Here is a 20,515-nt window from a genome sequence, read left to right as displayed (position 1 = left end):
CAATTCCGGGACCGTCCCGCATTCCTTCCGAAAAGCGCTGCTCGGTCAAGCTCCGCGGTCATCGTGCGATCACCACGCGTCAATTTCGACAAACGCGCGGGACGTCCGTCCGTACGGGTGAGCGGCGGCCGAACGGAGTACGGGAAGTTCACCTCCGGTAACCCGGCAAACCGGGACGATCCGCCCCTTCGGACCACCCTCCGAGGGGTGTGACGAGCTCGTTTCAGGGGCCCCGCGCAGCCGCTCCGACCTGCGAATACCCCCTTCCGGAAGCCCTCCGCAGCACGTTCGTGTTGCTGTTGTCAAGCCCCGAGATATGCCCTGACCTGCGAAAACGCCATTCAGAAGAAGCCGTATCCGTGTTACCCTGGATAGCCACGGAAGGGGTACCTGTCACATGACGTTCAAGGTTGGCGACACCGTGGTCTATCCCCATCACGGGGCCGCGCTGATCGAGGCCATCGAAACTCGCCAGATCAAAGGCGTGGACAAGACCTACTTGGTGCTCAAGGTCGCCCAGGGCGACTTGACGGTTCGTGTGCCAGCGGACAACGCGGAGTTCGTCGGCGTGCGCGATGTGGTCGGTCAGGACGGACTGGACCGGGTCTTCGAGGTGCTTCGCGCGCCGTACGCCGAAGAGCCGACGAACTGGTCCCGTCGCTACAAGGCAAATCTCGAGAAGCTCGCCTCCGGCGACGTCATCAAGGTCGCCGAAGTGGTGCGTGACCTGTGGCGCCGGGAGCGGGAGCGCGGTCTCTCCGCAGGAGAGAAGCGCATGCTCGCGAAGGCGCGCCAGATCCTGGTGAGCGAGCTCGCGCTCGCGGAGAACACCAACGAGGACAAGGCCGAGGCCCTGCTGGACGAGGTCCTCGCGTCCTGACACGGACGCGTCCCGCGCAGCCGGCAGGCCGGCGCGACGCGTAGCCGAAGCGAGACGCGTAGCTGAAGCGAAGCGATGCCGCGGTGCCCGATGACACGCTGTGTGACACACAGCTCGTCGCCGGGCGCTGCGGCATGTCCGGCTCCGCGTCTTCTTCGGTACCCGTGATTCCCACAGCCCGCTGGCCCGCACGGGCTCCTGCCGGGCGTAACGCGCGGCCCACCCGACCGGAGGTCACGGAAGGGACCGGTCGAGGCGTTGCGCCGCCCAGCAGAGGCCATACCCAGATCGGCCGAGTCAACAAACCTGCCGGAGTGCACCCGATGTCAGACGCGACACACCCCGCCCGCACCGCGGCGGTGATCCCCGCCGCCGGCCGCGGCGTACGGCTCGGCCCCGGCGCCCCCAAGGCGCTCCGCGCCCTCAACGGGACGCCCATGCTCATCCACGCCGTCCGCGCCATGGCCGCCTCCCGGGCGGTCTCCCTCGTCGTGGTGGTCGCCCCGCCCGACGGCGCGCCCGAGGTCAAGAACCTCCTCGACACACACGCGCTGCCCGAGCGGACCGACTACCTCGTCGTCCCCGGCGGCGAGACCCGCCAGGAGTCCGTGCGCCTCGGCCTGGACGCCCTGCCCGACGGCATCACCACCGTCCTCGTCCACGACGCCGCCCGCCCGCTCGTGCCCGTCGACACCGTCGACGCGGTCGTCGAGGCCGTCCACGAGGGCGCCGTCGCCGTCGTTCCCGCCGTACCGCTCGCCGACACCGTCAAGCAGGTCGAGCCGCGCGAGAAGGGCGAGCCCGAGCCCGTCCTCTCCACACCCGACCGCGCCACCCTCCGCGCCGTCCAGACCCCGCAGGGCTTCGCCCGCGACACGCTCGTCCGCGCGCACCGCACCGTCACCGACGCCGTCACCGACGACGCCGGCATGGTCGAGCGGCTCGGCGAGCCCGTCGTGGTCGTCCCCGGCCACGAGGAGGCGTTCAAGGTGACCCGCCCGCTCGACCTCGTACTCGCCGAGGCGGTCCTCGCCCGGAGGAGGGCCAACGATGGCTTCTGACCCGCGCGTCCCCGGCCTGCCCAGCATCGGCATCGGCACCGACGTCCACGCCTTCGAGAAGGGCCGCGAGCTGTGGTGCGCCGGCCTCCTCTGGGACGCCTCCGAGAGCGACGGGTACGGACTCGCCGGCCACTCCGACGGTGACGTCGCCGCCCACGCCGCCTGCGACGCCCTGTTCTCCGCCGCCGGCATCGGCGACCTCGGCGCCCACTTCGGCACCTCGCGCCCCGAGTGGTCCGGCGCGTCCGGCGTCACCCTCCTCGCTGAGGCCGCCCGGATCGTCCGCGCCGAGGGCTTCGAGATCGGCAACATCGCCGTCCAGGTCATCGGCGTCCGCCCCAAGGTCGGCAAGCGCCGCGACGAGGCCCAGAAGGCCCTGGGCGCGGCGGCCGGCGCCCCCGTCTCGGTGTCCGGCACCACGACCGACGGCCTCGGCCTGACGGGCCGCGCCGAAGGCCTCGCCGCCATCGCCACCGCCCTCCTCGTGCGCAGCGCTTCCTAGGTCCCGCCCGGCCCGCGGCGCCCCGCACGCGCCAGGGGGGCGCCACGCCGATCTTGCCGGGCCTCCGACCGGACCCGCTCCAGCACCTGCGGCACCGGGCACCGGCACCGGCCCACTACCCTGGAGTGGTGACTATTCGTCTGTACGACACCAGCGCCCGGCAGATCCGCGACTTCACCCCGCTCACGCCGGGCTGCGTCTCGATCTACCTGTGTGGCGCCACCGTGCAGGCGGCCCCGCACATCGGACACATCCGGTCGGGCCTGAACTTCGACATCATGCGCCGCTGGTTCACCTACCGCGGCTACGACGTCACGTTCGTCCGCAACGTCACCGACATCGACGACAAGATCATCGCCAAGTCCGCCGACCAGGACCGCCCCTGGTGGTCGATCGGGTACGAGAACGAGCGCGCGTTCAACGACGGTTACCGGGCCCTGGGCTGCCTCCCGCCCACCTACGAGCCCCGCGCCACCGGCCACGTCCCCGAGATGATCGAGATGATGCGCGGCCTCATCGAGCGCGGGCACGCGTATGTGGCGGACGGCAGCGTCTACTTCGACGTGCGCTCCTTCCCCGAGTACCTCTCCCTGTCCAACCAGGACATCGACGACCTGCGGCAGCCCAGCGAAGAGGGCATCACCGGCAAGCGCGACCCGCGCGACTTCGCCATGTGGAAGGCCACCAAGCCGGGCGAGCCCGACTGGGAGACCCCGTGGGGCCGTGGCCGCCCCGGCTGGCACCTGGAGTGCTCGGCCATGGCGCACAAGTACCTCGGCTCCGCCTTCGACATCCACGGCGGCGGCATCGACCTGATCTTCCCGCACCACGAGAACGAGATCGCCCAGGCCAAGGCCTACGGCGACGAGTTCGCCCGCTACTGGGTCCACAACGCCTGGGTGACCATCGCCGGCGAGAAGATGGCGAAGTCGCTGGGCAACTCGGTGCTGGTCTCCGAGATGGTCAAGCAGTGGCGCCCCATCGTGCTGCGCTACTACCTGGGCACCCCGCACTACCGGTCGATGATCGAGTACAGCGAGGAAGCCCTGCGCGAGGCCGAGTCGGCCTTCGCCCGCATCGAGGGGTTCATCCAGCGGGTCGTCGAGAAGGCGGGCTCCGTCGAACCCGCCGCCGAGGTGCCGCTCGCCTTCGCCGAGGCCATGGACGACGACCTGGGCGTCCCGCAGGCGCTCGCGATCATCCACACCACCGTCCGGCAGGGCAACAGCGCGCTGGCCGCCGACGACAAGGAAGCCGCCGTCGCCCGCCTCGCCGAGGTGCGCGCCATGCTCGGCGTCCTCGGCCTCGACCCGCTCGACCCGCACTGGGCGGGCGAGGCCGACCGCGGCGAGGACCTCCACGGCGTCGTCGACACCCTCGTACGCATGGTCCTCGACCAGCGCGAGGCGGCCAGGGCCCGCAAGGACTGGGCCACGGCCGACGCCATCCGGGACCAGCTCGGCCAGTCCGGGCTCGTCATCGAGGACGGCCCCGACGGGCCCAGGTGGACGCTGGGCGCGCGCTAGGCACCGCGCTGGCACACTTCATATACACGCACGTACGTACGCATCATCGACGAAGCAGGTAAGTCATGGCCGGGAACAGCCAGCGCAGGAACCGCCGCACGTCCAACAAGAAGGGCGCGACGGTCGGCAGCGGTGGCCAGCGGCGCCGGGGCCTGGAAGGCAAGGGCCCCACGCCGCCCGCCTCCGCCCGCAAGGGCCATGTGAAGAACCGCGTCGCCAACGCCAAGGCCAAGCAGGCGCACCGCCGCCAGGTCGCCCGGCGCGGCGGCAAGGGCCTCTCCGAGATGGTCGTCGGCCGCAACCCCGTCTTCGAGGCTTTGCGCGACGGCGTACCGGCGACGACGCTGTACGTCCAGCAGTTCATCGACAACGATGAGCGGGTGCGCGACGCGCTCAAGCTCGCGGCCGACCGCGGCGGCATCAACCTCATGGAGGCCCCCCGCCCCGAGCTCGACCGCATGACCAACGGCCTCAACCACCAGGGCCTCGTCCTCCAGGTGCCGCCCTACGAGTACGCGCACCCCGAGGACCTGGCCGCGGTCGCCTTCGACAACGGCGAGGACCCGCTGATCGTCGCCCTCGACGGCGTCACCGACCCGCGCAACCTCGGCGCCGTCGTCCGCTCCGTCTCCGCCTTCGGCGGCCACGGCGTGGTCGTCCCGGAGCGGCGCGCCGCCGGCATGACCGCCGGTGCCTGGAAGACCGCCGCCGGCACCGCCGCCCGCACCCCGGTCGCCCGCGCCACCAACCTCACCCGCGCCCTGGAGGCGTACCAGAAGGCCGGCATCACCGTCGTCGGCCTGGCCGCCGACGGCGACATGGAGGTCGGCGAGCTGGAGGCGCTCGGCGGCCCGGTCGTCATCGTCGTCGGCAGCGAGGGCAAGGGCCTGTCCCGCCTCGTCGGCGAGACCTGCGACCACCTCGTGCGCATCCCCATGCCGGGCGGCGCCGAGTCGCTCAACGCCGGTGTCGCGGCCGGCGTGGTGCTGTACGAGGCGTCGCGCCGCCGCGTCTGACGATCCGCGCCCGCCCGGCCGGCCGGGCGCCGGAGGAGCCGTACCGGGACCCGTCATGATCTTGACGGGTCTCGGACATTTCCCACCCGTCAAGGCAGTGTCCTAACCCCACGTCACTCGGTTAGATGAGTGTGGACACCAGAACGCCCCGGCCCGGTTTCGACGATCAGCCTGCGCTGAGCATGGTCAAGGTGGATTGCGATCCCGCGCAGGTCATCGTGAACCACGCCAGTTTCCGTGTGCAGCTCGCCCCGGTGAACAAGCCCCGGCTGGCCGACCCCGCCCGCGTGCCCGCCATGAGCGGCGCCGGCGGCATGGCCGCGCGCCGGCGCGCGCCCGTCGTGTGGAGCGGGAAGTCCTCGCCCGGCGACCCCGGCGCGACCGGGCTGCTCCAGGCCGTGCGGGAATCGACGGCCGTCGGCACGCTCGACGCCGGCGCCACCCAGGTCATCCCGCGCCTCGACGACACCATGCCGACCCCCGTCGTCGGTGCCCAGCGCGGCCCGGACGCCCCGCCGCTGCTGCCGCCCATGCGGCGCGCCGTCGGCGCCTACGACGAGCAGCCCGGTCCGTACGCCGACCCCTACACCGGCCCGTACGGCGGCGACACCCCCGACGGCCACGGCACCGACCACCCCGGCCACGAGGCCGGCCGCACCGGCGACCGCGCAGCCGACGGCTCGTACACCGGCCCCGCCCACCGGCACGCGTACTACCCCGGCCGGCGGATGAACCTCGGCGTCGTCCTGCTGCCGCTGCGCGTGTTCCTCGGCTTCATCTCCATCTACGCCGGCATGGGCAAGCTCTGCGACCCCGTCTACTTCGACGGCGGCGAGCGCGGCTCCATGGTCAAGTGGCTCACCTCCCTCCACCCCTGGGCGCTGGCCGAACCGCTGCGCGACTTCGCCCTCGCCCACCCCGTCGGCGCCGGCCTCACCGTCGCCTTCGCCCAGGTCGTCGTCGGCGTCCTCACCGTGCTCGGCCTCTGGCAGCGGGTCGCCGCCGTCTTCGGCGCGATGCTCTCCGCCGCGCTCATCCTGACCGTCAGCTGGAAGACCGTCCCCGTCTACGACGCGCCCGACATCATCTACCTCGCCGCTTGGTCGCCGCTGATCATCGCCGGCGCGCCCGTCTACTCCATCGACGGACGCCTCGCCGGCGAGGCCTGGCGCACCCTCGGCCCCCGCTCCGCCCTGAGGGACCTGCGGCGCCGGGTGCTGCGGCGCGGCGTGGTCGTCGCGGCCGTCGTGGTCGGCCTGACGCTGCTGGTCGGCTCGGTGCTCGGCGGCGCCGTCCGGTCCTCGGAGATGGTCACCGTGCCCGGGCCCGACGACGACCCGACCAACCACCTGCCCGGCCGGCCCCTCCCCGAGGAGCCCGGCGAGCACTCCCCGTCCGCCCGCGAGTCCTCCCGCCGCCCCGAGCCCTCGGCGTCCGCCTCCGCCGGCCCGACGGCCGAGGAGGAGGCCTCCGCCCCGGAGGAGGAGACGGCCCGCGAGGACGAGCGCGTCGAGGAGGAGCGGCCGACCGCCTCGCAGGGCACCGGCCAGGAGGCCCCGGAGCAGTCCGAGCCCGTGCCCCCGCCGTCCTCCAGCGCCGGCCCCACCTCCACGGGCGGCACCGGCAGCGGCGGCAGCACCGGCGGCGGTGGCGGTGGCGGCGACGACAGCGGTACGAGCGGCGGCAGCGGCTCGGGCGGCAACGACGGCGGCTCCAGCACCGGCGGCAACCGCAACCCGATCGGCGGCCTCCTCGGCTGACGCCCACCACACCCCGGAGGGGCGGCCACCGCGACGACGGTGACCGCCCCTCCGTCATGCGGGTCGGTGAGGCGCGAGGCGCGGGGCGGGGGAGCGGCTGGGACGGCGGCCGTACGGGCGTCACCAGGGCGACCCGTAGGCCCGGGTCCGCCCCGGGAAAGCCGCGAGGGCGAGGGTGGGCCGTACGGGGAGGGCCTTCAGGGGCGGCCCTCCACGGCGCCCTCCGGCCGTCCCCCCAGGGCGTCCTGGACAGGCGCCCGCCCCCGGGCAGGGAGCCGGGACCCGGGAGCGGCTCACCCCCAAGGGGCCGTGCCGCCTCGGGGCCGGGGCCCGGAGACAGGGACCGGAGACAGGGACCGGGGCAGGGGCCCGGGCCCCTGCCCCGGCCCGGGGTCAGGGGGTGGGGCCGGTGGCCGCGGCCAGTTCCTTGGCGGCCTCGCGGAGGTCCTTCGCGGTGTCGATGGCCCTCCAGTACGCCCCGTGGGGCAGCGGGAAGCCCGCCAGACGCCGCTCACGGGCCAGACGCGGGAACGTGGTGCGCTCGTGGTCCCCGCGGTCGGGCAGCGCGCCCGTGAAGGCCGGGGAGAACACGTACACGCCCGCGTTGATGAGATACGGCGACGGCGGCGACTCGATGAAGTCGGTGATGTGCCCGAAGGTGTCCGTCTCCACGGCTCCCCAGGGGATCCGGGGGCGGGCCAGGGCGAGCGTCGCGGTGGCGTCGCGCTCGGCGTGAAACGCGGCCATCTCGCGCAGCGAGAAACGGGTCCAGATGTCACCGTTCGTCGCGTACCAGGGCTCGTCGGGGTGCGGCAGGTGCGCGGCCGCGTACTTGAGGCCGCCACCGCGGCCCAGCGGTTCGGATTCCACGACGGTGGTGACCCGCAAGGGCAGTTCGGTCGTCGCCAGCCACTGCTCGAGCACCTCGGCGAGGTGGCCGCAGGAGATGACGGCGTCGGTCACGCCCTCGGCGGCCAGCCAGGAAAGCTGATGGCCGATGATCGGGGTCCCGGTTCCCGGGATCTCGACCATCGGCTTGGGGCGGTCGTCGGTGTACGGGCGCAGTCGGGAACCCTGGCCGCCCGCCAGGACCACGGCCTGCGTCGGAGAGGTGTGCATACCGCGCACGATAGGCGCACCTCGGTGCCGGCGATACGCCTCAGCTCTCGTGGGCGACGCCGGCGGCGTAGGACGTGTCGCACACGGGACGGGAGTAGGTCTGGGCGCGGACGGGACCGTAGTGCTGGACGGCGGCACGGCCGAGCGCGCGGGCGATCGACATGCAGTGCCTGGCGAGCGACGGGCGCTCCTCCACCGTGCGCTGGAGGTGGGTGAGGGCGACACCCGGGTCCTTCTCCTGAAGCTCTGCGAGGAGCTTGTCGCGGAGAATATCCTGTGGGGCACGGGGCTTCGCCCGTACCGAGACGTTCTCCGAGGACGCGGTCAGCATCTGCGTCTGCGAGCTGTTGCCCGCCCACGGGACACTGGTGACCGCGAGAGTTCCGGAGAGCACCAGGACGACGGGCAGGACGAGGGCGAGAGAGCGGCCGATTCGGCGTGCGGTGTGGGTCACGGACGTGAGCGTAGCGGCCAGTGATGATTTGGAGACATTTAGTCACCCCCACGGGGGATGGTTCGATGCTCCTTTTCGAATCAGGTGTTGACGCGCGGGGTCCGAATTGACCGGTGTGCCGGGGTATTTGTCGACATCCGGATGGTGTGCGCGCGGGCGGACGCGCACGGCCCCGCACCGAAGTGCGGGGCCGTGTACGGGTTTCGGCGGCGGTCAGCCGCTGAGGCGCTCGCCGGTCGAGGTCGAGAACACGTGGATCTCGTCCGGACGCGGTACGACGTGCAGCACGGAGCCCTTCTCCGGGATGGAGCGGCCGCCGACGCGGACCACCAGGTCCTTGTCCTCGCCGCCGACCCGGGTGGAGCCGTACACGTACCCGTCGGCGCCGAGCTCCTCGACGACGTTGACGGACACGGCCAGGCCCTGGTCGCTCTCGGCACCGGCGACGTCGAAGTGCTCGGGGCGGACGCCGACCGTCACGGTGGTGTCGCCCTTGCCGGCCGCGGCGGACAGCGCCTCGCGCGACACCGGCACGACGCTGTTGCCGAACTTGACGCCGCCGTCGGTGATCGGGACCTCGACCAGGTTCATGGCCGGGGAGCCGATGAAACCGGCGACGAAGAGGTTGGCGGGGCGGTCGTACATGTTGCGCGGGGTGTCGACCTGCTGGAGCAGACCGTCCTTGAGGACCGCCACCCGGTCGCCCATGGTGAGGGCCTCGACCTGGTCGTGCGTGACGTACACCGTGGTGATGCCGAGCCGCCGCTGGAGGCTCGCGATCTGCGTACGGGTCGACACGCGGAGCTTGGCGTCGAGGTTCGACAGCGGCTCGTCCATGAGGAACACCTGCGGCTCGCGCACGATCGCGCGGCCCATCGCCACGCGCTGGCGCTGACCGCCGGAGAGCGCCTTCGGCTTGCGGTCCAGGTACTCGGAAAGGTCGAGGATCTTCGCCGCCTCCTCGACCTTCTTGCGGATCTCCGCCTTGTTCACGCCGGCGATCTTGAGCGCGAAGCCCATGTTGTCGGCGACGGTCATGTGCGGGTACAGCGCGTAGTTCTGGAACACCATGGCGATGTCCCGGTCCTTCGGCGGCAGGTGCGTGACGTCACGGTCACCGATCCGGATGGCGCCGCCGTTGACGTCCTCCAGACCGGCGAGCATGCGCAGGGAGGTCGACTTGCCGCAGCCGGACGGACCGACGAGGACGAGGAACTCGCCGTCCGCGATCTCGATGTCCAGCTGGTCGACGGCGGGCTTGGTGCCACCCGGGTAGATCCGGGTCGCTTTGTCGAAAGTGACGGAAGCCATGGTGATGCAGTCCCTTCACCGGCAGGAACGTGCCGGACGATCCGAGTAAAGGAATGGAAGTGGTCTGGTCCATGCGACATGGACTCCGGGTGACGGTACCTGGCGACCTGCGGTCTGTCAGTAGTCGGCGGACAGAATTGTCGGCCGCGGTGGCAGAGCAACGCATTTTTGACCTGACCGCGCGGAGCGACGTCGTCGCCCCACGGGCGTGCCGCCCTCGCGGGCAGCACTTCCTGCTTCCTCGCCCCTCGCCGCCCGGCCGTGGTCGTGACGGACCACGCCCGGCCGGTCTTACATGGACTCCACAGGCATGACGGCCGACGGCCCGTCGGTCCGTATCCCACTGCGGCTCACGCGGCCGCTGCGTACTGCTCCGAGTCCGCAGCTCTGATCAACGGCGGCGGCGTCCTGCCCGGAGGCAGCGCCACAGCCGCCGACCAGTACAGTCGCATGCCCTCGTCACGGAGGTTCACCGCCGCGTTCACGTCGCGGTCGTGCACCACTCCGCACTCCTGGCAGGTCCACTCCCGCACGGACACATCAAGACGAGGCCCTTTCGCGCGGCAGGAGGAGCAGCGCCGCGTCGAGGGGAAGAACCGGTCCACGATCACCAGCGTCCGCCCGTACCACGCGCACTTGTAGCGGAGCTGCCTCAGCAGCTCACCCCACGCCGCGTCGTGGATGGCCTGGTTCAGCTTCGTCTTGCGTCGCCGCCCCTTGCCGACCGCTGGGCGCATCAGGTTGGCGACGGGCAGATCTTCCACCACGAGCACTTGGTTCTCGCGCACGAGGCGGGTGGTGAACTGGTCCAGCATGTCCCTCCGCACGTCACTGATCAGGGCGTACAGCCGGGCGATCTCCTTCCGGACCTTGTCCCGGTTCTGGGAACCCTTCTCCTTCCGGTGGAGCTGCCGCTGGAGGCCGGCGAGCCGCTTCGCGTACTTCCTGAGGAGGCGGGGGTTCTCCAGCTTGCGGCCGTCGTCCAGGGTCACCAGAGCGGCCAGCCCCAGATCGAGCCCGATGGCCTTGGGGGCCTCGCAACCAGGCAGGAAGGCGGCGGGCAACGGCTCGATCCGCTCCTCCACGAGCATGGAGAGGAAGTACCTGCCCGCCCGGTCCCTGGTCACCGTCAGCTTCACCGGCACGACACCGGCGGGCAGCGCCCGGGACCACCGCACGTGCAGCGGGGACGACTGCTTGGCCAGCGTCACCAGCCCGGTCCCCGGACGCTCCGGATCCTCCAGCCAGCGGAAGCCCGTGCGGACGTACGTGGCCGAGTCCCGCGCGGTGCGCTTCCGCTTGAACCGCGGATACTTCGCGGCCTTCCGGAAGAACCTCTGGAACGCCCCGTCCAAGTGGCGCAGGGCCTGCTGGAGGACCGTCGAGGAGACCTCCCGCAGCCATGACGTCTCCTCGGCACGACGCCATCCGGTGAGGGCACGACAGGTCTCCGCGAACCCCACCGACACCCGATGCCCCTCCCACGCCTCCGCCCTCAACGTCAGGCCCCGGTTGTAGACCCACCGGCAGGCTCCGAAGGTCCGCTCGAGCTGCTCCGCCTGCTCGCGCGAGGGATAGAAACGGAAGCGGTAGACGCGCTGCCGGGTACCGGCTTCCTTGGTGTGCCGCTTCATCGGCCCGGAAGCGCGTCCGTGACGGGGGTGCCGGTCGGCGATGCCCAGTGCCTCCCGCTTGACGCGCTTCGCCTCCACGCCGGTGACGCGCACCGGCCGCTCGTCGCCCGTGTCCGTCATTCCCCCGCCCTCGATCCGATCTTCGGAACAGCACTCCAGTGCTTCCAACGAACACCCGCTCGGGAGGTCACGGGCACGAACCTCATGGCTGCGGGAATCCAGCGCTGTGTAGAGTGGGAGCGCCCTTCGTGTACGTCTCCGACGTGGGCGATGCCGCCTTAGCTCAGTTGGCAGAGCGGTTGCCTTGTAAGCTCCAGGTCGTCGGTTCGATTCCGACAGGCGGCTCCAGCAAAACCGTGTCCCGGACCACTCAGGTCCGGGACACTTTGCTTTTGAGGGGTGTACCTGACGTGCCTGGGGAGGGGTGTGTCGGATGGTTCGGCGTTCGGCTGGGCTGATCGGGGTGTGGGCGGAGGCCCAGCGGCAGCAGCAGCGGCAGGCGGAGGCGCGCCAGAGGGTCGTGGTCGAGCAGCGGTTGCGGGCCGAGCGTGAGCAGCGGGCCTACGAGCGGGACATGGCGCGGATGCATCGGGAGCAGCGGGCGGCGTACCGGCGGCAGCGGGAGGCTGACGTTCTGGAGCGGTCGCGGGAGCTCGACGCGCGGGTGGCGGAGCTGGAGGGGTTGCTGGCGGCCGGGTGCCGTGCGCCGGTGTTCCGGCTTGCCGCGTTGAGGCGTGATGAGGCGGTCGAGCCCTTTTCGCCGGGCCAGTTGGGGCGGCCGGTGGCTATGCCCGATCCGGCGCTCTACCAGGCGCAGGGCGGGTGGACGGCGAGTGGCCGGGCGCAGGCGGAGCGGGAGGCGCGGGCGCGCTTCGAGCGCGATTGGTACGCGGCGCAGGCGGCCGAGGGGCGACGGCTGGAGCAGTTGGAGTCGTATCGGCGCCAGTACGAGGAGTGGGCGGCGGCCAGGTTGCGGGAGGTGCGGGAGCACAACGCGGGGCTCGCGGGTACGGCGGAGGCGTTGAGGGCGGGTGAGCCGGAGACCGTGGTGGAGTTCTTCTCGGCGGCTCTGTACGCGTCGTCGGCGTGGCCGGAGGGTTTTCCCCGGCAGGTGTCGGCCGCGTACGACCGGGGGGCACGGCAGTTGGTGCTGGACTGGGAGCTGCCGGGGTTCGAGGTGGTGCCGGAGGCGAAGGGTGTGCGGTACCTGGTCGGTACGGATCAGGAGAAGCCGATCGCCCGGCCGGTGACTCAGCGGCGTGCGCTGTACCGGGATGTGCTGGCGCAGTGTGTGCTTCTGGTGCTGCGGGAGTTGTTCGGGGCGGACGAGGTGGGGGCGCTGGGGTCGGTGGCGCTCAATGGGTTCGTCGACGGTCCGGATCCGGCGACGGGGCGGTCGGCGCGATTGGTGCTGGCTTCGGTGCTGGTGGAGCGGGCGGTGTTCGAGGGGCTGAATCTTGAGTTGGTGGGGGCGGTGGAGTGTCTGGTCGAGGGGTTGGGCGGGCAGGTGTCGGCCCGGCCGGATCAGCGGGTGGCGGTGCGGCCGGGGCGGTCGCCGCAGCAGGTGGGTTCGGGTGTGACGTCGCATGGTGGCGGTGAGGAGCCGGATCTGTTGGTGATGGATCCGGTGGCGTTCGAGGGGTTGGTGGCGGAGCTGTTCCGGGCGCGTGGGTTGCAGGCGGTGACGACCCGGCGGTCGAACGATGGTGGTGTGGACGTGGCCGCGGTGGATCCGGATCCGTTGAGTGGTGGGTCGATCCTGGTGCAGGTGAAGCGGTACCGGAACACGGTTCCGCCGAGTGCCGTGCGTGATCTGTTCGGGACGGTGCAGGCGGAGGGGGCGAACAAGGGTGTTCTGGTGACGACGTCGAGCTTCGGGCCTGGTTCGTACGCTTTTGCGAGTGGTAAGCCGTTGACGTTGGTTTCGGGTGCGGAGCTGGTGGACCTGTTGCACCGGCATGGGTTGCGTGGGCGTTTGGGTGGTGGGTCGCCGGTGTCCGTGTCGGCGTCGTCGGATTCGGGGTCGTCGGCTGCGGGGTCGGAGTCGCCTTGGTCAGAGGACGCCTCGGCGGATTTCCATGTGCTGGGTATGGACTGGTCCGGCTCTGTGGCGCTCGATGTGTGTGCGCTGGTGTGTGAGGGGTCGCGGGTGCTCGGTGACGAGTATTTCGTGTTCTTCAACAATCCGGGGACGCCGGACGGGTCGGTGCGGATGGTGCGGGGGGTCGCCGGTGACCGGGCGGCTGTGCGGGTGGCGTTCGATGGTCTGCCCGAGCGGGCTGACCGGTTGGTGCTGGTCGCGGCGGTGGATCCGGAGGTGAATCCGGGGGCGGATCTTGCGGGTTTCCGGGATGCGGGGATCCGGTTGCGGGACGCGTCGGGTGTGGAGCTGGACCGGCTGGCGGTTTCGGAGGGCCGGGGCGGGGAGACGGCTCTGGTTCTCGGGTCGTTCCGGCGGCGGGATGGCGGGGACTGGGATTTCGTGCTCGGTGGCAGGGGTTATGCGGGTGGTTTGGCGTCTTTGGTGGGGGATTTCGGGATCGAGGTGGAGTGACCGTACGGCGAAGGCCCCGGGCGGGATGTGTCCGGGGCCTTTGGTGTGGGTGGGGTCAGTGGCGGCCGGAGATGCGGTCGGCGAGGGTGGCGAGGCGGTGGGTGGTGGGGGTGTGGGCGGTGGTTTCGTGGTGGTCGGCGGTGCGGTAGGCGGCGTAGAGGGTGTGGACGCCGAGCCAGCGGAGGGGTTCGGGTTCCCAGGGGCGGACCTTGTGGTTGACCCAGGGGAGGGTGGTGAGGTCGGTGGGGCCCGACTGGCCGGAGTCCTGCTGGATGAGGTCGCGGAGGGTGCGGGCGGCCAGGTTGGCGGTGGCGACGCCGGAGCCGACGTAGCCGCCGGCCCAGCCGAGGCCGGTGGAGCGGTCGAGGGTGACGGTGGCGCACCAGTCGCGGGGGACGCCGAGGACGCCGGACCAGGCGTGGGCGATGGGCGTGCCGGCGAGGCGGGGGAAGAGGCGGACGAGGATGTCGCGGAGGGCGTCGATGGCGGCGGGCTGGGTGCGGCCGTCGTTGTCGGTGCGTGAGCCGTAGCGGTAGGGGATGCCGCGGCCGCCGAGGGCGATGCGGTCGTCGGCGGTGCGCTGGGCGTAGGTGTAGGCGTGGGCCATGTCGCCGAGGGCTTCGCGGCCGGTCCAGCCGATGTCGTCCCAGATGGTGGTGGGGAGGGGGTCGGTGACGATCATCGAGGAGTTCATGGGGAGCCAGGTGCGTTTGTGGCCCTTGAGGTTCGCGGTGAAGCCTTCGGTGCAGCGGAGGACGTAGGGGGCGCGGACGGTGCCGTACGGGGTGATGGCGTGCTTGGGCTTGATCTCGGTGACGGGGGTCGATTCGTGGATCGTGACGCCGAGCGCTTCGACGGTGGCGGCGAGGCCCTTGACGAGTTTGACGGGGTGGATGCGGGCGCCGTGGGGGGTCCAGGTGGAGCCGACGGCGCCGGTGACGTGGACGCGGTCGGCGGTGTCGCGGGCGCCGAGGAGCCGGCGGTCGGTCTCGCCGAAGGCGACCTCGACGGAGTGGAAGGCTTTCAGGCGGGCCAGCTGGGCGGGGGTCCGGGCGATTTCGAGGACGCCGCCGTGGTGGATGTCGGCGTCGATGTTCTCGGCGGCGGCGACGTCGATGACTTCGGTGACGGTGGCGTTCATGGCCTGCTGGAGGCGTACGGCGGCGTCGTGGCCGTGTTCCTTGGCGTAGCGGTCGCGGCCGGCGATGCCGTTGTAGAGCCAGCCTCCGTTGCGGCCGGAGGCGCCGTAGCCGCAGAAGTTCGCTTCGAGGACGACGATGTTGAGGAAGGGGACGGCCTTCTTGAGGTAGTACGCGGTCCACAGGCCGGTGTAGCCGCCGCCGATCACGCAGACGTCGGCGGTGGTGTCGCCGGGGAGGGGTTCCCGGGGGGCGGGGGTGCCTTCCTGCGCGTACCAGAACGATATGCCGCCGTTGACCGTGCTCATGTGGTTCCTCGGGTCCCTCGTCGGTGGGTGGGTGTGGACGGTAGCGGATGGGGCGGGGGAGCGGTGGCGAGGGGGCCGGGCGGCGGTAAGGGGTTCGGACTGTGGACGCTGCTGGCGCGGGGGGCGGTCGGGGAGGCAGGCTGCGGTCATGATTCGTAGCGCTGTTGTGGATGACGTGCCCGCCCTCTACGCGATGGTCCGGGAGCTCGCGGAGTACGAGAAGGCCCTGGACGAGGTGCGGGCGAGCGAGGAGCAGTTGCGGGAGGCGCTGTTCGGGGAGCGGCCGGCGGCCTTCGCGCACGTCGCGGAGACGGAGGAGGGGGAGGTCGTGGGCTTCGCGCTGTGGTTCCTGAACTTCTCGACCTGGCGGGGCGTGCACGGTATCTACCTGGAGGATCTGTACGTGCGGCCCGGGATGCGCGGCGGTGGGTACGGGAAGGCGCTGCTGCGGGAGTTGGCGCGGATCTGTGTGGCGCGGGGGTACGAGCGGCTGGAGTGGTCCGTGCTGGACTGGAACACCCCGTCGATCCGCTTCTACGAGTCGCTGGGTGCCCGTCCGCAGGACGAGTGGACGGTGTACCGGTTGACCGACGGGGCGCTGGCGGAGCTGGGTGGCCGCGGTTAGTACTCCAGCTGTAGATCGTGATCTTCATGTCCCGGATGCGGCTTGCCTGCGGTAATGGCCGTTGTGGGCTCGGGCCTGGTGGCGGCGTCTCCAGTCGGACCAGCCGAGCCGATGGGCCGCCTCCCGGACGGGCTGCATCACGAGGGCGACGAACAACCGCTGAATCTCGTTGCAGGTAAGCGGGATCATGTGGTCTGGGGCGGGGGACCGGGCGTGTTCCTCGGCGCGGACGACGGCGAGGAAGGCGTGGGCGAGCATCGCGAGGGTGACCCAGCGGGACCACGAGGTGAAGCGGCAGCCTGGTGCTCATCGAGTCCAGCCAAACCCTTCTCGGCCTGGAAGGTCTCCTCCACCCGCCACCTGGACCCGGCGACCCGCACCAACTGGGGCAATGGCACCGGCTTCGGCGAGAAGCAGCGGTAGTAGGCGAGTTCTCCGGTGGTGCGGCTGCGGCGGATCGGCAGCTGGTGGCGGCCCGGCCGGGGCTCGGCCAGGTCGATGACAGCCCAGTCGTAGAAGCGGTGTCCTTAGGCGCCGGCACCTGCGGACAGCTTCTGCCAAGCCCGCTTCGGCAGCTGCCTGACCAGGCCGTCCACTCGGAACTTACCTGCCCTGGTGGGGACTTCGGCCGAGCAGGCGATGGCCAGCACGTAGCTCATGCCGCGCGCCTCCAGGGCCGCCCGCAGCTTTGGGTTGCCGCCGTAGACTTCGTCCCCGGCGATCCAAGCGGCATGATGCCCGGCGTCCCGGAATCGCTCGATCATCTGCCGGGCGAGGTCCGGCTTGGTGGCGAACACGGTCGGTTCGGGGATGCCCGCCGTCCGGGAGCGATCCAGATCTTCGGTCCATGAGCGCGGGATGTACGGCTCTCGGTCGACTGCAGCGTGCCCGCGTCGGCCCGCGTAAACGAGGTAGACCGCGACCCCCCCAGTCGAGACCTAGCTCACCCGTCCACAACCTCCCGGGGCAATACACCGAGTGCGGCCCTCACGACAAATTCGATTGTGGCCCCGCCCATGCCCTGGGTACGGTCCGCCCATGTTTACAACGCCCCGTGTTTCTTAGCTCGGACACAAGCCTCGACGTCACCCTTGTGCCCTTGAGCTGTTACGGAGCGTAACAATCATGAATACCTTTCGCGGTCCCGGCCTGTTCCGGGACCGAGACTTCTCGCTGCTGCTGAGCGGTCAGCTGATCTCTGCCATCGGCAACCAGGCTCAGAGCATGGCCCTGCCGCTGCTCGTCCTGGCCCTCACTGGGTCGGCAACCCAAGCCGGGTTCGTACTCGGCCTCAGTACCCTGTCCTACTTGGTGTTCGGGCTGATCGCCGGCGCCCTCGTCGACCGGTGGGACCGTAAGGCCACCATGATCTGGTGCGAGCTCGGCCAGACTGTGCTCACCGCTGGCGTCGCCGTCGCGCTGTGGCTTGACAGGCTCACCATGCCCCAGCTCTACGCGACGGCCGTGCTTGCCGGGATCCTCACCACCCTCTTCCAAGTGGCAAACACCGCGGCGCTGCCCAACGTGGTCGATCCGCGACAGCTGTCCGCTGCACTCGGCTACTCGCAGTCCGCCGCCAGTGCCGTGAGCGTCTTCGGGGCTCCGCTCGCCGGTGCGCTGTACGCCGCCGGGCGGACCGTGCCGTTCGCCGTCAACGCGGTCTCCTTCGCAATGTCCGCGGCGTCGCTGCGTCTGATGCGCGCCCGGTTCCAGCTGGACCGAGAGGACGCGCGGACGACGGCCCGGCTCACCACCGAGATCCGTGAGGGGCTCGGCTGGCTTTGGCACCAGCCGGTCATCCGCTTCCTCACCCTGGTCTCGGCCGCTGACAAGGTGCGCTACGGCGCTGGGTACCTGCTGATCATTACCCTCGCCCAGCAAGTCGGCGCCTCGTCCGTGTGGATAGGCGTCATCTTCAGTGGCGGGGCGGTCGGCGCCATGGTGGGGGCCCTGGTCTCGGACCGGGTCACACGTCGCTTCCCGCTCGGCCGGATCGCTGTGGTGATGCTCTGGTTGGAGGCGCTGATGTTCCCGCTGTACGCGCTCGTCCCCAACCCGCTGCTGCTGGCGGCGGTCGCGGCCGCCGAGTCGCTGGTGGCCCCCGTGTACGCGGTGGCCATGACCACCCACCAGCTGGCCATCACCCCCGATGAGCTGCGGGGCCGGGCGACGAGCGCGATCTCGACGCTCACCACGGGAGCCTTGTCGATCGGCACACTCGCAGGCGGCGCGCTGATCACGACACTGGGCGCCAAGCCTCTGGTCTGGCTCTGTGGAGGATGGCTGCTCACCCTGGCCCTCCTCATCACTGCCAACCGGTCCGTGCGACAGGCACCGCCAGCAGGCACGATCCCACAACAGCGGGCCACCAGCGCGGCGGAGACCGCGGACAGGGCGAGCTAGCTCCCGGGCTGGGGCCACCGTCTTGTCGTTTGTCCACACGACTCACGGTGATCGACGGTGGCCGCACCCGTCCCTGCGCCAGCCTCCACCTGCAAGATCACGATCTACAGCTGGAGTATTAGGAGCGGTCGCAGGTGACGGTGGGGCCGGTGAGCATGCCGCCGGTGCTTTCCTGGCCCCGGGGGGTCCAGTAGCCGAGTTTGGACACGACGGTGGAGCAGGCCGTCGTGAGGGTGGCGTGGACGGTGACGGTGGTGGGCCGGCCGGGCTGGAGGTCGGTGAGGGCGCAGTCCAGGGCGTACATGCTCCTGGTGGTGGAGGGGTAGCGGCCGGGGAGCGGGTTGACGCAGCGCGGGTCGGTCGTGGTGAGGCGGATGCCGGTGTTCTCCTCGCCGATGAGGCCGAGGCGGGCGCTGCCGTCGCCGTGGTCGCTGACGCGGGCGACGGTGTAGGCGAGGGCGGTGGTGGTGCCGGGTCGCAGGGTGCCCGGTGTGCCCTTGGTGGTGGTGACGTCGACGCGGTGGGTGGGCCGTGGCGCGGGGTCGGTGAGGGTGATGGTGGCGTGCGCCTGGCCGTGGAGGTCGGTCCCGGGCGGGTCGGAGCGTACGTGGACGGTGGCGCTGATGTCGTAGGTGCCGGGTCCGGGGTAGTCGGCGCGGCCGGCGAGGGTGCCGGTGGCGGTGGGCCGGCCGGCGGGGGTGTCGTGGCGCCGGGCGGTCCAGGTGCCGGTGGTGCGGCATGCGGGGCGGGCTCCGGTGTGGCCCCGGCGGCAGGTGGCGGCGGCGGTCACGGTCATGGTGGTGCCGGTGCCGGTGACGCACAGGGCGATGTCGGCGTACTGGCCGTGCGGGCCGCGGAGGGTGCCGCCGGGGGAGCAGTGGGTGACGGGGCCCGCGGGGGGCGGGGCGTGGCCGGGGGCCGGGGCCGGGGCCGAGGCGTGGAGCGGGGCGGTGTGCGGTGGGGTGGCGTGGGCCGCGGTGGCGGTCCCCAGCAGCAGCACCGACAGGGCGCCCAGGGCGGTGCGCGCTTTCGTGGTCATCCTTGCCTCCTGTTTCGGTGGCTTGGATGGTGCGGGAGCCGCCGCGCGCCGTGGCCCGCCCCACGCGGGTACTGCGCCGGTTCCGCTACGCCGGTTCACCCGGCGGGCGGAGGCGGTTACGGGACGAGGACCACCTTGCCGACGGTGGCGCGGGTCTCCAGGGCGCGGTGCGCGGCGGCGGCCTCGGCGAGCGGGAAGCGCTGGACGGCGGGGCGGAGGCGGCCGGTGGCGGCTTCGGTGAGGGAGCGCAGTTCCAGGGTGCGGATGTCGCCGCCGGCCTTGCGGAGCATGACGGGGCCGAGGACGGAGCGGGAGGTGATGCCGCGTTCGGCGAGTTCCGCGTCGGTGAAGGTGAGCGGTTCGCCGTCGTGGGGGCCCTGGCCCGCCCAGCCGAAGACGAGGTGCTGTCCGCCCTTACCGAGGAGGTCGACGGCGGCGCGGCCGGTGGCGCCGCCGACGGAGTCGAAGACGGTGTCGGCGGGTGTGCCGTCGAGGTGCGCGCGGACCTTCTCCGGCCAGTCGGGGCGGGTGTAGTCGACGGCGAGGTCGGCGCCGTTGTCGTGGACGAGGGCGGTCTTGCGGGGGCCGCCGGCGAGGCCGACGACGGTGGCGCCGGCGTTCTTGGCGTACTGGACGAGGAGGGTGCCGATGCCGCCGGCCGCGGCGGTGACGACGGCGACGCGGCCGGGGCCGAGTTCGGCGAACTGGAGGATGCCCATGGTGGTGCGGCCGGTGCCGATCATGGCGACGGCCTCGGTGTCGTCCAGGGCGGGCGGGATCTCGTGGACGCGGGTGGCGTCGACGGTGGCGAGTTCGGCGTAGCCGCCCGGGGCCATGCCGAGGTGGGCGACGACGCGCTTGCCGAGCCAGGCGGGGTCGGTGCCCTCCCCGAGGGCGTCCACGGTGCCGGCGACCTCGCGGCCGGGGACGGTGGGCAGTTCGGCGGGCGCGGGGTACGGGCCGGACATGCCCTGGCGCAGGGCGGTGTCGAGGAGGTGGACGCCCGCCGCGGTGACGGCGACGCGGACCTGGCCGGGTGCGGGCGCGGGGTCGGGGACCCGCTCGTAGGTGAGGTTCTCGGCGGGGCCGAAGGCGTGGAGGCGGATGGCGTGCACGGCGGTTTCTCCTCCGTCAGGGCCCGGACGGGCCTGGTGGGGTTACGGAGGAGAGCATCCGACCTCGAC

The 20,515-nt window shown here is 71.5% G+C and carries 16 protein-coding genes, 1 tRNA gene and 1 pseudogene; 10 read left to right on the top strand and 8 right to left on the bottom strand.

The window, feature by feature from the left end:
- The first annotated feature begins 397 nt into the window (after positions 1-397).
- The 6 genes from ACZ7LK_RS21890 to ACZ7LK_RS21865 all read left to right on the top strand — a co-directional run bounded on the left by ACZ7LK_RS21890 (position 398) and on the right by ACZ7LK_RS21865 (position 6,745).
- Positions 398-880, top strand: a complete 483-nt coding sequence (locus ACZ7LK_RS21890) for a CarD family transcriptional regulator (RefSeq protein WP_003953493.1) — start codon at positions 398-400, stop codon at positions 878-880.
- A gap of 323 nt (positions 881-1,203) precedes the next feature.
- Positions 1,204-1,941, top strand: coding sequence for a 2-C-methyl-D-erythritol 4-phosphate cytidylyltransferase (gene ispD / locus ACZ7LK_RS21885; protein ID WP_469461052.1), 738 nt, complete (start codon positions 1,204-1,206; stop codon positions 1,939-1,941).
- On the top strand, positions 1,931-2,443 hold the full coding sequence (ispF, locus tag ACZ7LK_RS21880) for a 2-C-methyl-D-erythritol 2,4-cyclodiphosphate synthase (protein ID WP_392274956.1): 513 nt from the start codon (positions 1,931-1,933) through the stop codon (positions 2,441-2,443). The genes ispD and ispF overlap by 11 nt, the downstream gene beginning before the upstream one ends.
- Before the next feature lie 128 nt (positions 2,444-2,571).
- Positions 2,572-3,969 carry a cysteine--tRNA ligase gene (gene cysS / locus ACZ7LK_RS21875; RefSeq protein ID WP_392274957.1) on the top strand — a complete coding sequence of 466 codons (1,398 nt, stop codon included), beginning with the start codon at positions 2,572-2,574 and terminating at the stop codon, positions 3,967-3,969.
- Positions 3,970-4,034: 65 nt separating this feature from the next.
- Entirely contained in the window at positions 4,035-4,985 is a 951-nt protein-coding gene (gene rlmB / locus ACZ7LK_RS21870; protein ID WP_392274958.1) for a 23S rRNA (guanosine(2251)-2'-O)-methyltransferase RlmB, read from the top strand.
- 125 nt (positions 4,986-5,110) lie between these two features.
- Positions 5,111-6,745 (top strand): DoxX family membrane protein, encoded by a 1,635-nt coding sequence (locus ACZ7LK_RS21865; protein WP_392274959.1) that lies wholly within the window; start codon positions 5,111-5,113, stop codon positions 6,743-6,745.
- A 393-nt stretch (positions 6,746-7,138) separates the two neighbouring features.
- Here the strand turns inward: ACZ7LK_RS21865 and ACZ7LK_RS21860 are convergent, their stop codons facing one another.
- From ACZ7LK_RS21860 to ACZ7LK_RS21845, 4 genes are all read right to left on the bottom strand, one after another.
- A complete protein-coding gene (locus ACZ7LK_RS21860; protein WP_469461055.1) occupies positions 7,139-7,864 on the bottom strand; it encodes a nucleotidyltransferase family protein in 726 nt (241 codons plus the stop codon).
- Between the two features lie 40 nt (positions 7,865-7,904).
- On the bottom strand, positions 7,905-8,318 hold the full coding sequence (locus tag ACZ7LK_RS21855) for a hypothetical protein (RefSeq protein WP_392274961.1): 414 nt from the start codon (positions 8,316-8,318) through the stop codon (positions 7,905-7,907).
- A 213-nt stretch (positions 8,319-8,531) separates the two neighbouring features.
- Positions 8,532-9,629 carry an ABC transporter ATP-binding protein gene (locus tag ACZ7LK_RS21850; protein WP_392274962.1) on the bottom strand — a complete coding sequence of 366 codons (1,098 nt, stop codon included), beginning with the start codon at positions 9,627-9,629 and terminating at the stop codon, positions 8,532-8,534.
- Positions 9,630-9,979: 350 nt separating this feature from the next.
- Entirely contained in the window at positions 9,980-11,383 is a 1,404-nt protein-coding gene (locus ACZ7LK_RS21845) for an RNA-guided endonuclease InsQ/TnpB family protein (RefSeq protein ID WP_471142747.1), read from the bottom strand.
- Between the two features lie 152 nt (positions 11,384-11,535).
- On the opposite strand from ACZ7LK_RS21845, the gene ACZ7LK_RS21840 reads away from it, so the two are divergent.
- Together ACZ7LK_RS21840 and ACZ7LK_RS21835 are read left to right on the top strand one after the other, a co-directional pair.
- A tRNA-Thr gene (locus tag ACZ7LK_RS21840) sits at positions 11,536-11,611 on the top strand.
- A gap of 85 nt (positions 11,612-11,696) precedes the next feature.
- Positions 11,697-13,817 carry a restriction endonuclease gene (locus ACZ7LK_RS21835; protein WP_471142744.1) on the top strand — a complete coding sequence of 707 codons (2,121 nt, stop codon included), beginning with the start codon at positions 11,697-11,699 and terminating at the stop codon, positions 13,815-13,817.
- A 55-nt stretch (positions 13,818-13,872) separates the two neighbouring features.
- Here the strand turns inward: ACZ7LK_RS21835 and ACZ7LK_RS21830 are convergent, their stop codons facing one another.
- A complete protein-coding gene (locus ACZ7LK_RS21830) occupies positions 13,873-15,264 on the bottom strand; it encodes an NAD(P)/FAD-dependent oxidoreductase (protein ID WP_471142741.1) in 1,392 nt (463 codons plus the stop codon).
- Positions 15,265-15,412: 148 nt separating this feature from the next.
- Here ACZ7LK_RS21830 and ACZ7LK_RS21825 point away from each other — a divergent pair, with 148 nt between their 5' ends.
- Positions 15,413-15,889 (top strand): GNAT family N-acetyltransferase, encoded by a 477-nt coding sequence (locus tag ACZ7LK_RS21825; protein WP_469461061.1) that lies wholly within the window; start codon positions 15,413-15,415, stop codon positions 15,887-15,889.
- Between the two features lie 24 nt (positions 15,890-15,913).
- Here ACZ7LK_RS21825 and ACZ7LK_RS21820 read toward each other — a convergent pair.
- Positions 15,914-16,815, bottom strand: a pseudogene (locus ACZ7LK_RS21820) (IS701 family transposase); the annotation flags it as partial.
- A gap of 199 nt (positions 16,816-17,014) precedes the next feature.
- On the opposite strand from ACZ7LK_RS21820, the gene ACZ7LK_RS21815 reads away from it, so the two are divergent.
- Positions 17,015-18,292 carry an MFS transporter gene (locus ACZ7LK_RS21815; RefSeq protein ID WP_471142737.1) on the top strand — a complete coding sequence of 426 codons (1,278 nt, stop codon included), beginning with the start codon at positions 17,015-17,017 and terminating at the stop codon, positions 18,290-18,292.
- A gap of 118 nt (positions 18,293-18,410) precedes the next feature.
- On the opposite strand, the gene ACZ7LK_RS21810 is transcribed toward ACZ7LK_RS21815, so the two are convergent.
- The gene (locus tag ACZ7LK_RS21810; protein ID WP_471142734.1) at positions 18,411-19,331 is read right to left on the bottom strand and encodes a hypothetical protein; all 921 of its coding nucleotides are present in this window, start codon (positions 19,329-19,331) and stop codon (positions 18,411-18,413) included.
- 116 nt (positions 19,332-19,447) lie between these two features.
- Positions 19,448-20,446 carry a zinc-binding dehydrogenase gene (locus tag ACZ7LK_RS21805; RefSeq protein ID WP_471142731.1) on the bottom strand — a complete coding sequence of 333 codons (999 nt, stop codon included), beginning with the start codon at positions 20,444-20,446 and terminating at the stop codon, positions 19,448-19,450.
- Between the last annotated feature and the right edge of the window lie 69 nt (positions 20,447-20,515).

The sequence above is a fragment of the Streptomyces sp. NPDC039423 genome, assembly GCF_055598725.1.
This window is presented reverse-complemented; position numbering and strand designations above follow the sequence as displayed.

Bases quoted from the DNA above. Each gene is read 5' to 3' on its own strand.
- ispD (WP_469461052.1), top strand. From the start codon at position 1,204: ATGTCAGACGCGACACACCCCGCCCGCACCGCGGCGGTGATCCCCGCC.
- ACZ7LK_RS21890 (WP_003953493.1), top strand. From the start codon at position 398: ATGACGTTCAAGGTTGGCGACACCGTGGTCTATCCCCATCACGGGGCC.
- ACZ7LK_RS21810 (WP_471142734.1), bottom strand. From the start codon at position 19,331: ATGACCACGAAAGCGCGCACCGCCCTGGGCGCCCTGTCGGTGCTGCTG.
- ACZ7LK_RS21850 (WP_392274962.1), bottom strand. From the start codon at position 9,629: ATGGCTTCCGTCACTTTCGACAAAGCGACCCGGATCTACCCGGGTGGC.
- ACZ7LK_RS21845 (WP_471142747.1), bottom strand. From the start codon at position 11,383: ATGACGGACACGGGCGACGAGCGGCCGGTGCGCGTCACCGGCGTGGAG.
- rlmB (WP_392274958.1), top strand. From the start codon at position 4,035: ATGGCCGGGAACAGCCAGCGCAGGAACCGCCGCACGTCCAACAAGAAG.
- ACZ7LK_RS21835 (WP_471142744.1), top strand. From the start codon at position 11,697: ATGGTTCGGCGTTCGGCTGGGCTGATCGGGGTGTGGGCGGAGGCCCAG.
- ACZ7LK_RS21865 (WP_392274959.1), top strand. From the start codon at position 5,111: ATGAGTGTGGACACCAGAACGCCCCGGCCCGGTTTCGACGATCAGCCT.
- ispF (WP_392274956.1), top strand. From the start codon at position 1,931: ATGGCTTCTGACCCGCGCGTCCCCGGCCTGCCCAGCATCGGCATCGGC.
- ACZ7LK_RS21860 (WP_469461055.1), bottom strand. From the start codon at position 7,864: ATGCACACCTCTCCGACGCAGGCCGTGGTCCTGGCGGGCGGCCAGGGT.
- ACZ7LK_RS21830 (WP_471142741.1), bottom strand. From the start codon at position 15,264: ATGAGCACGGTCAACGGCGGCATATCGTTCTGGTACGCGCAGGAAGGC.
- ACZ7LK_RS21825 (WP_469461061.1), top strand. From the start codon at position 15,413: ATGATTCGTAGCGCTGTTGTGGATGACGTGCCCGCCCTCTACGCGATG.
- ACZ7LK_RS21815 (WP_471142737.1), top strand. From the start codon at position 17,015: ATGAATACCTTTCGCGGTCCCGGCCTGTTCCGGGACCGAGACTTCTCG.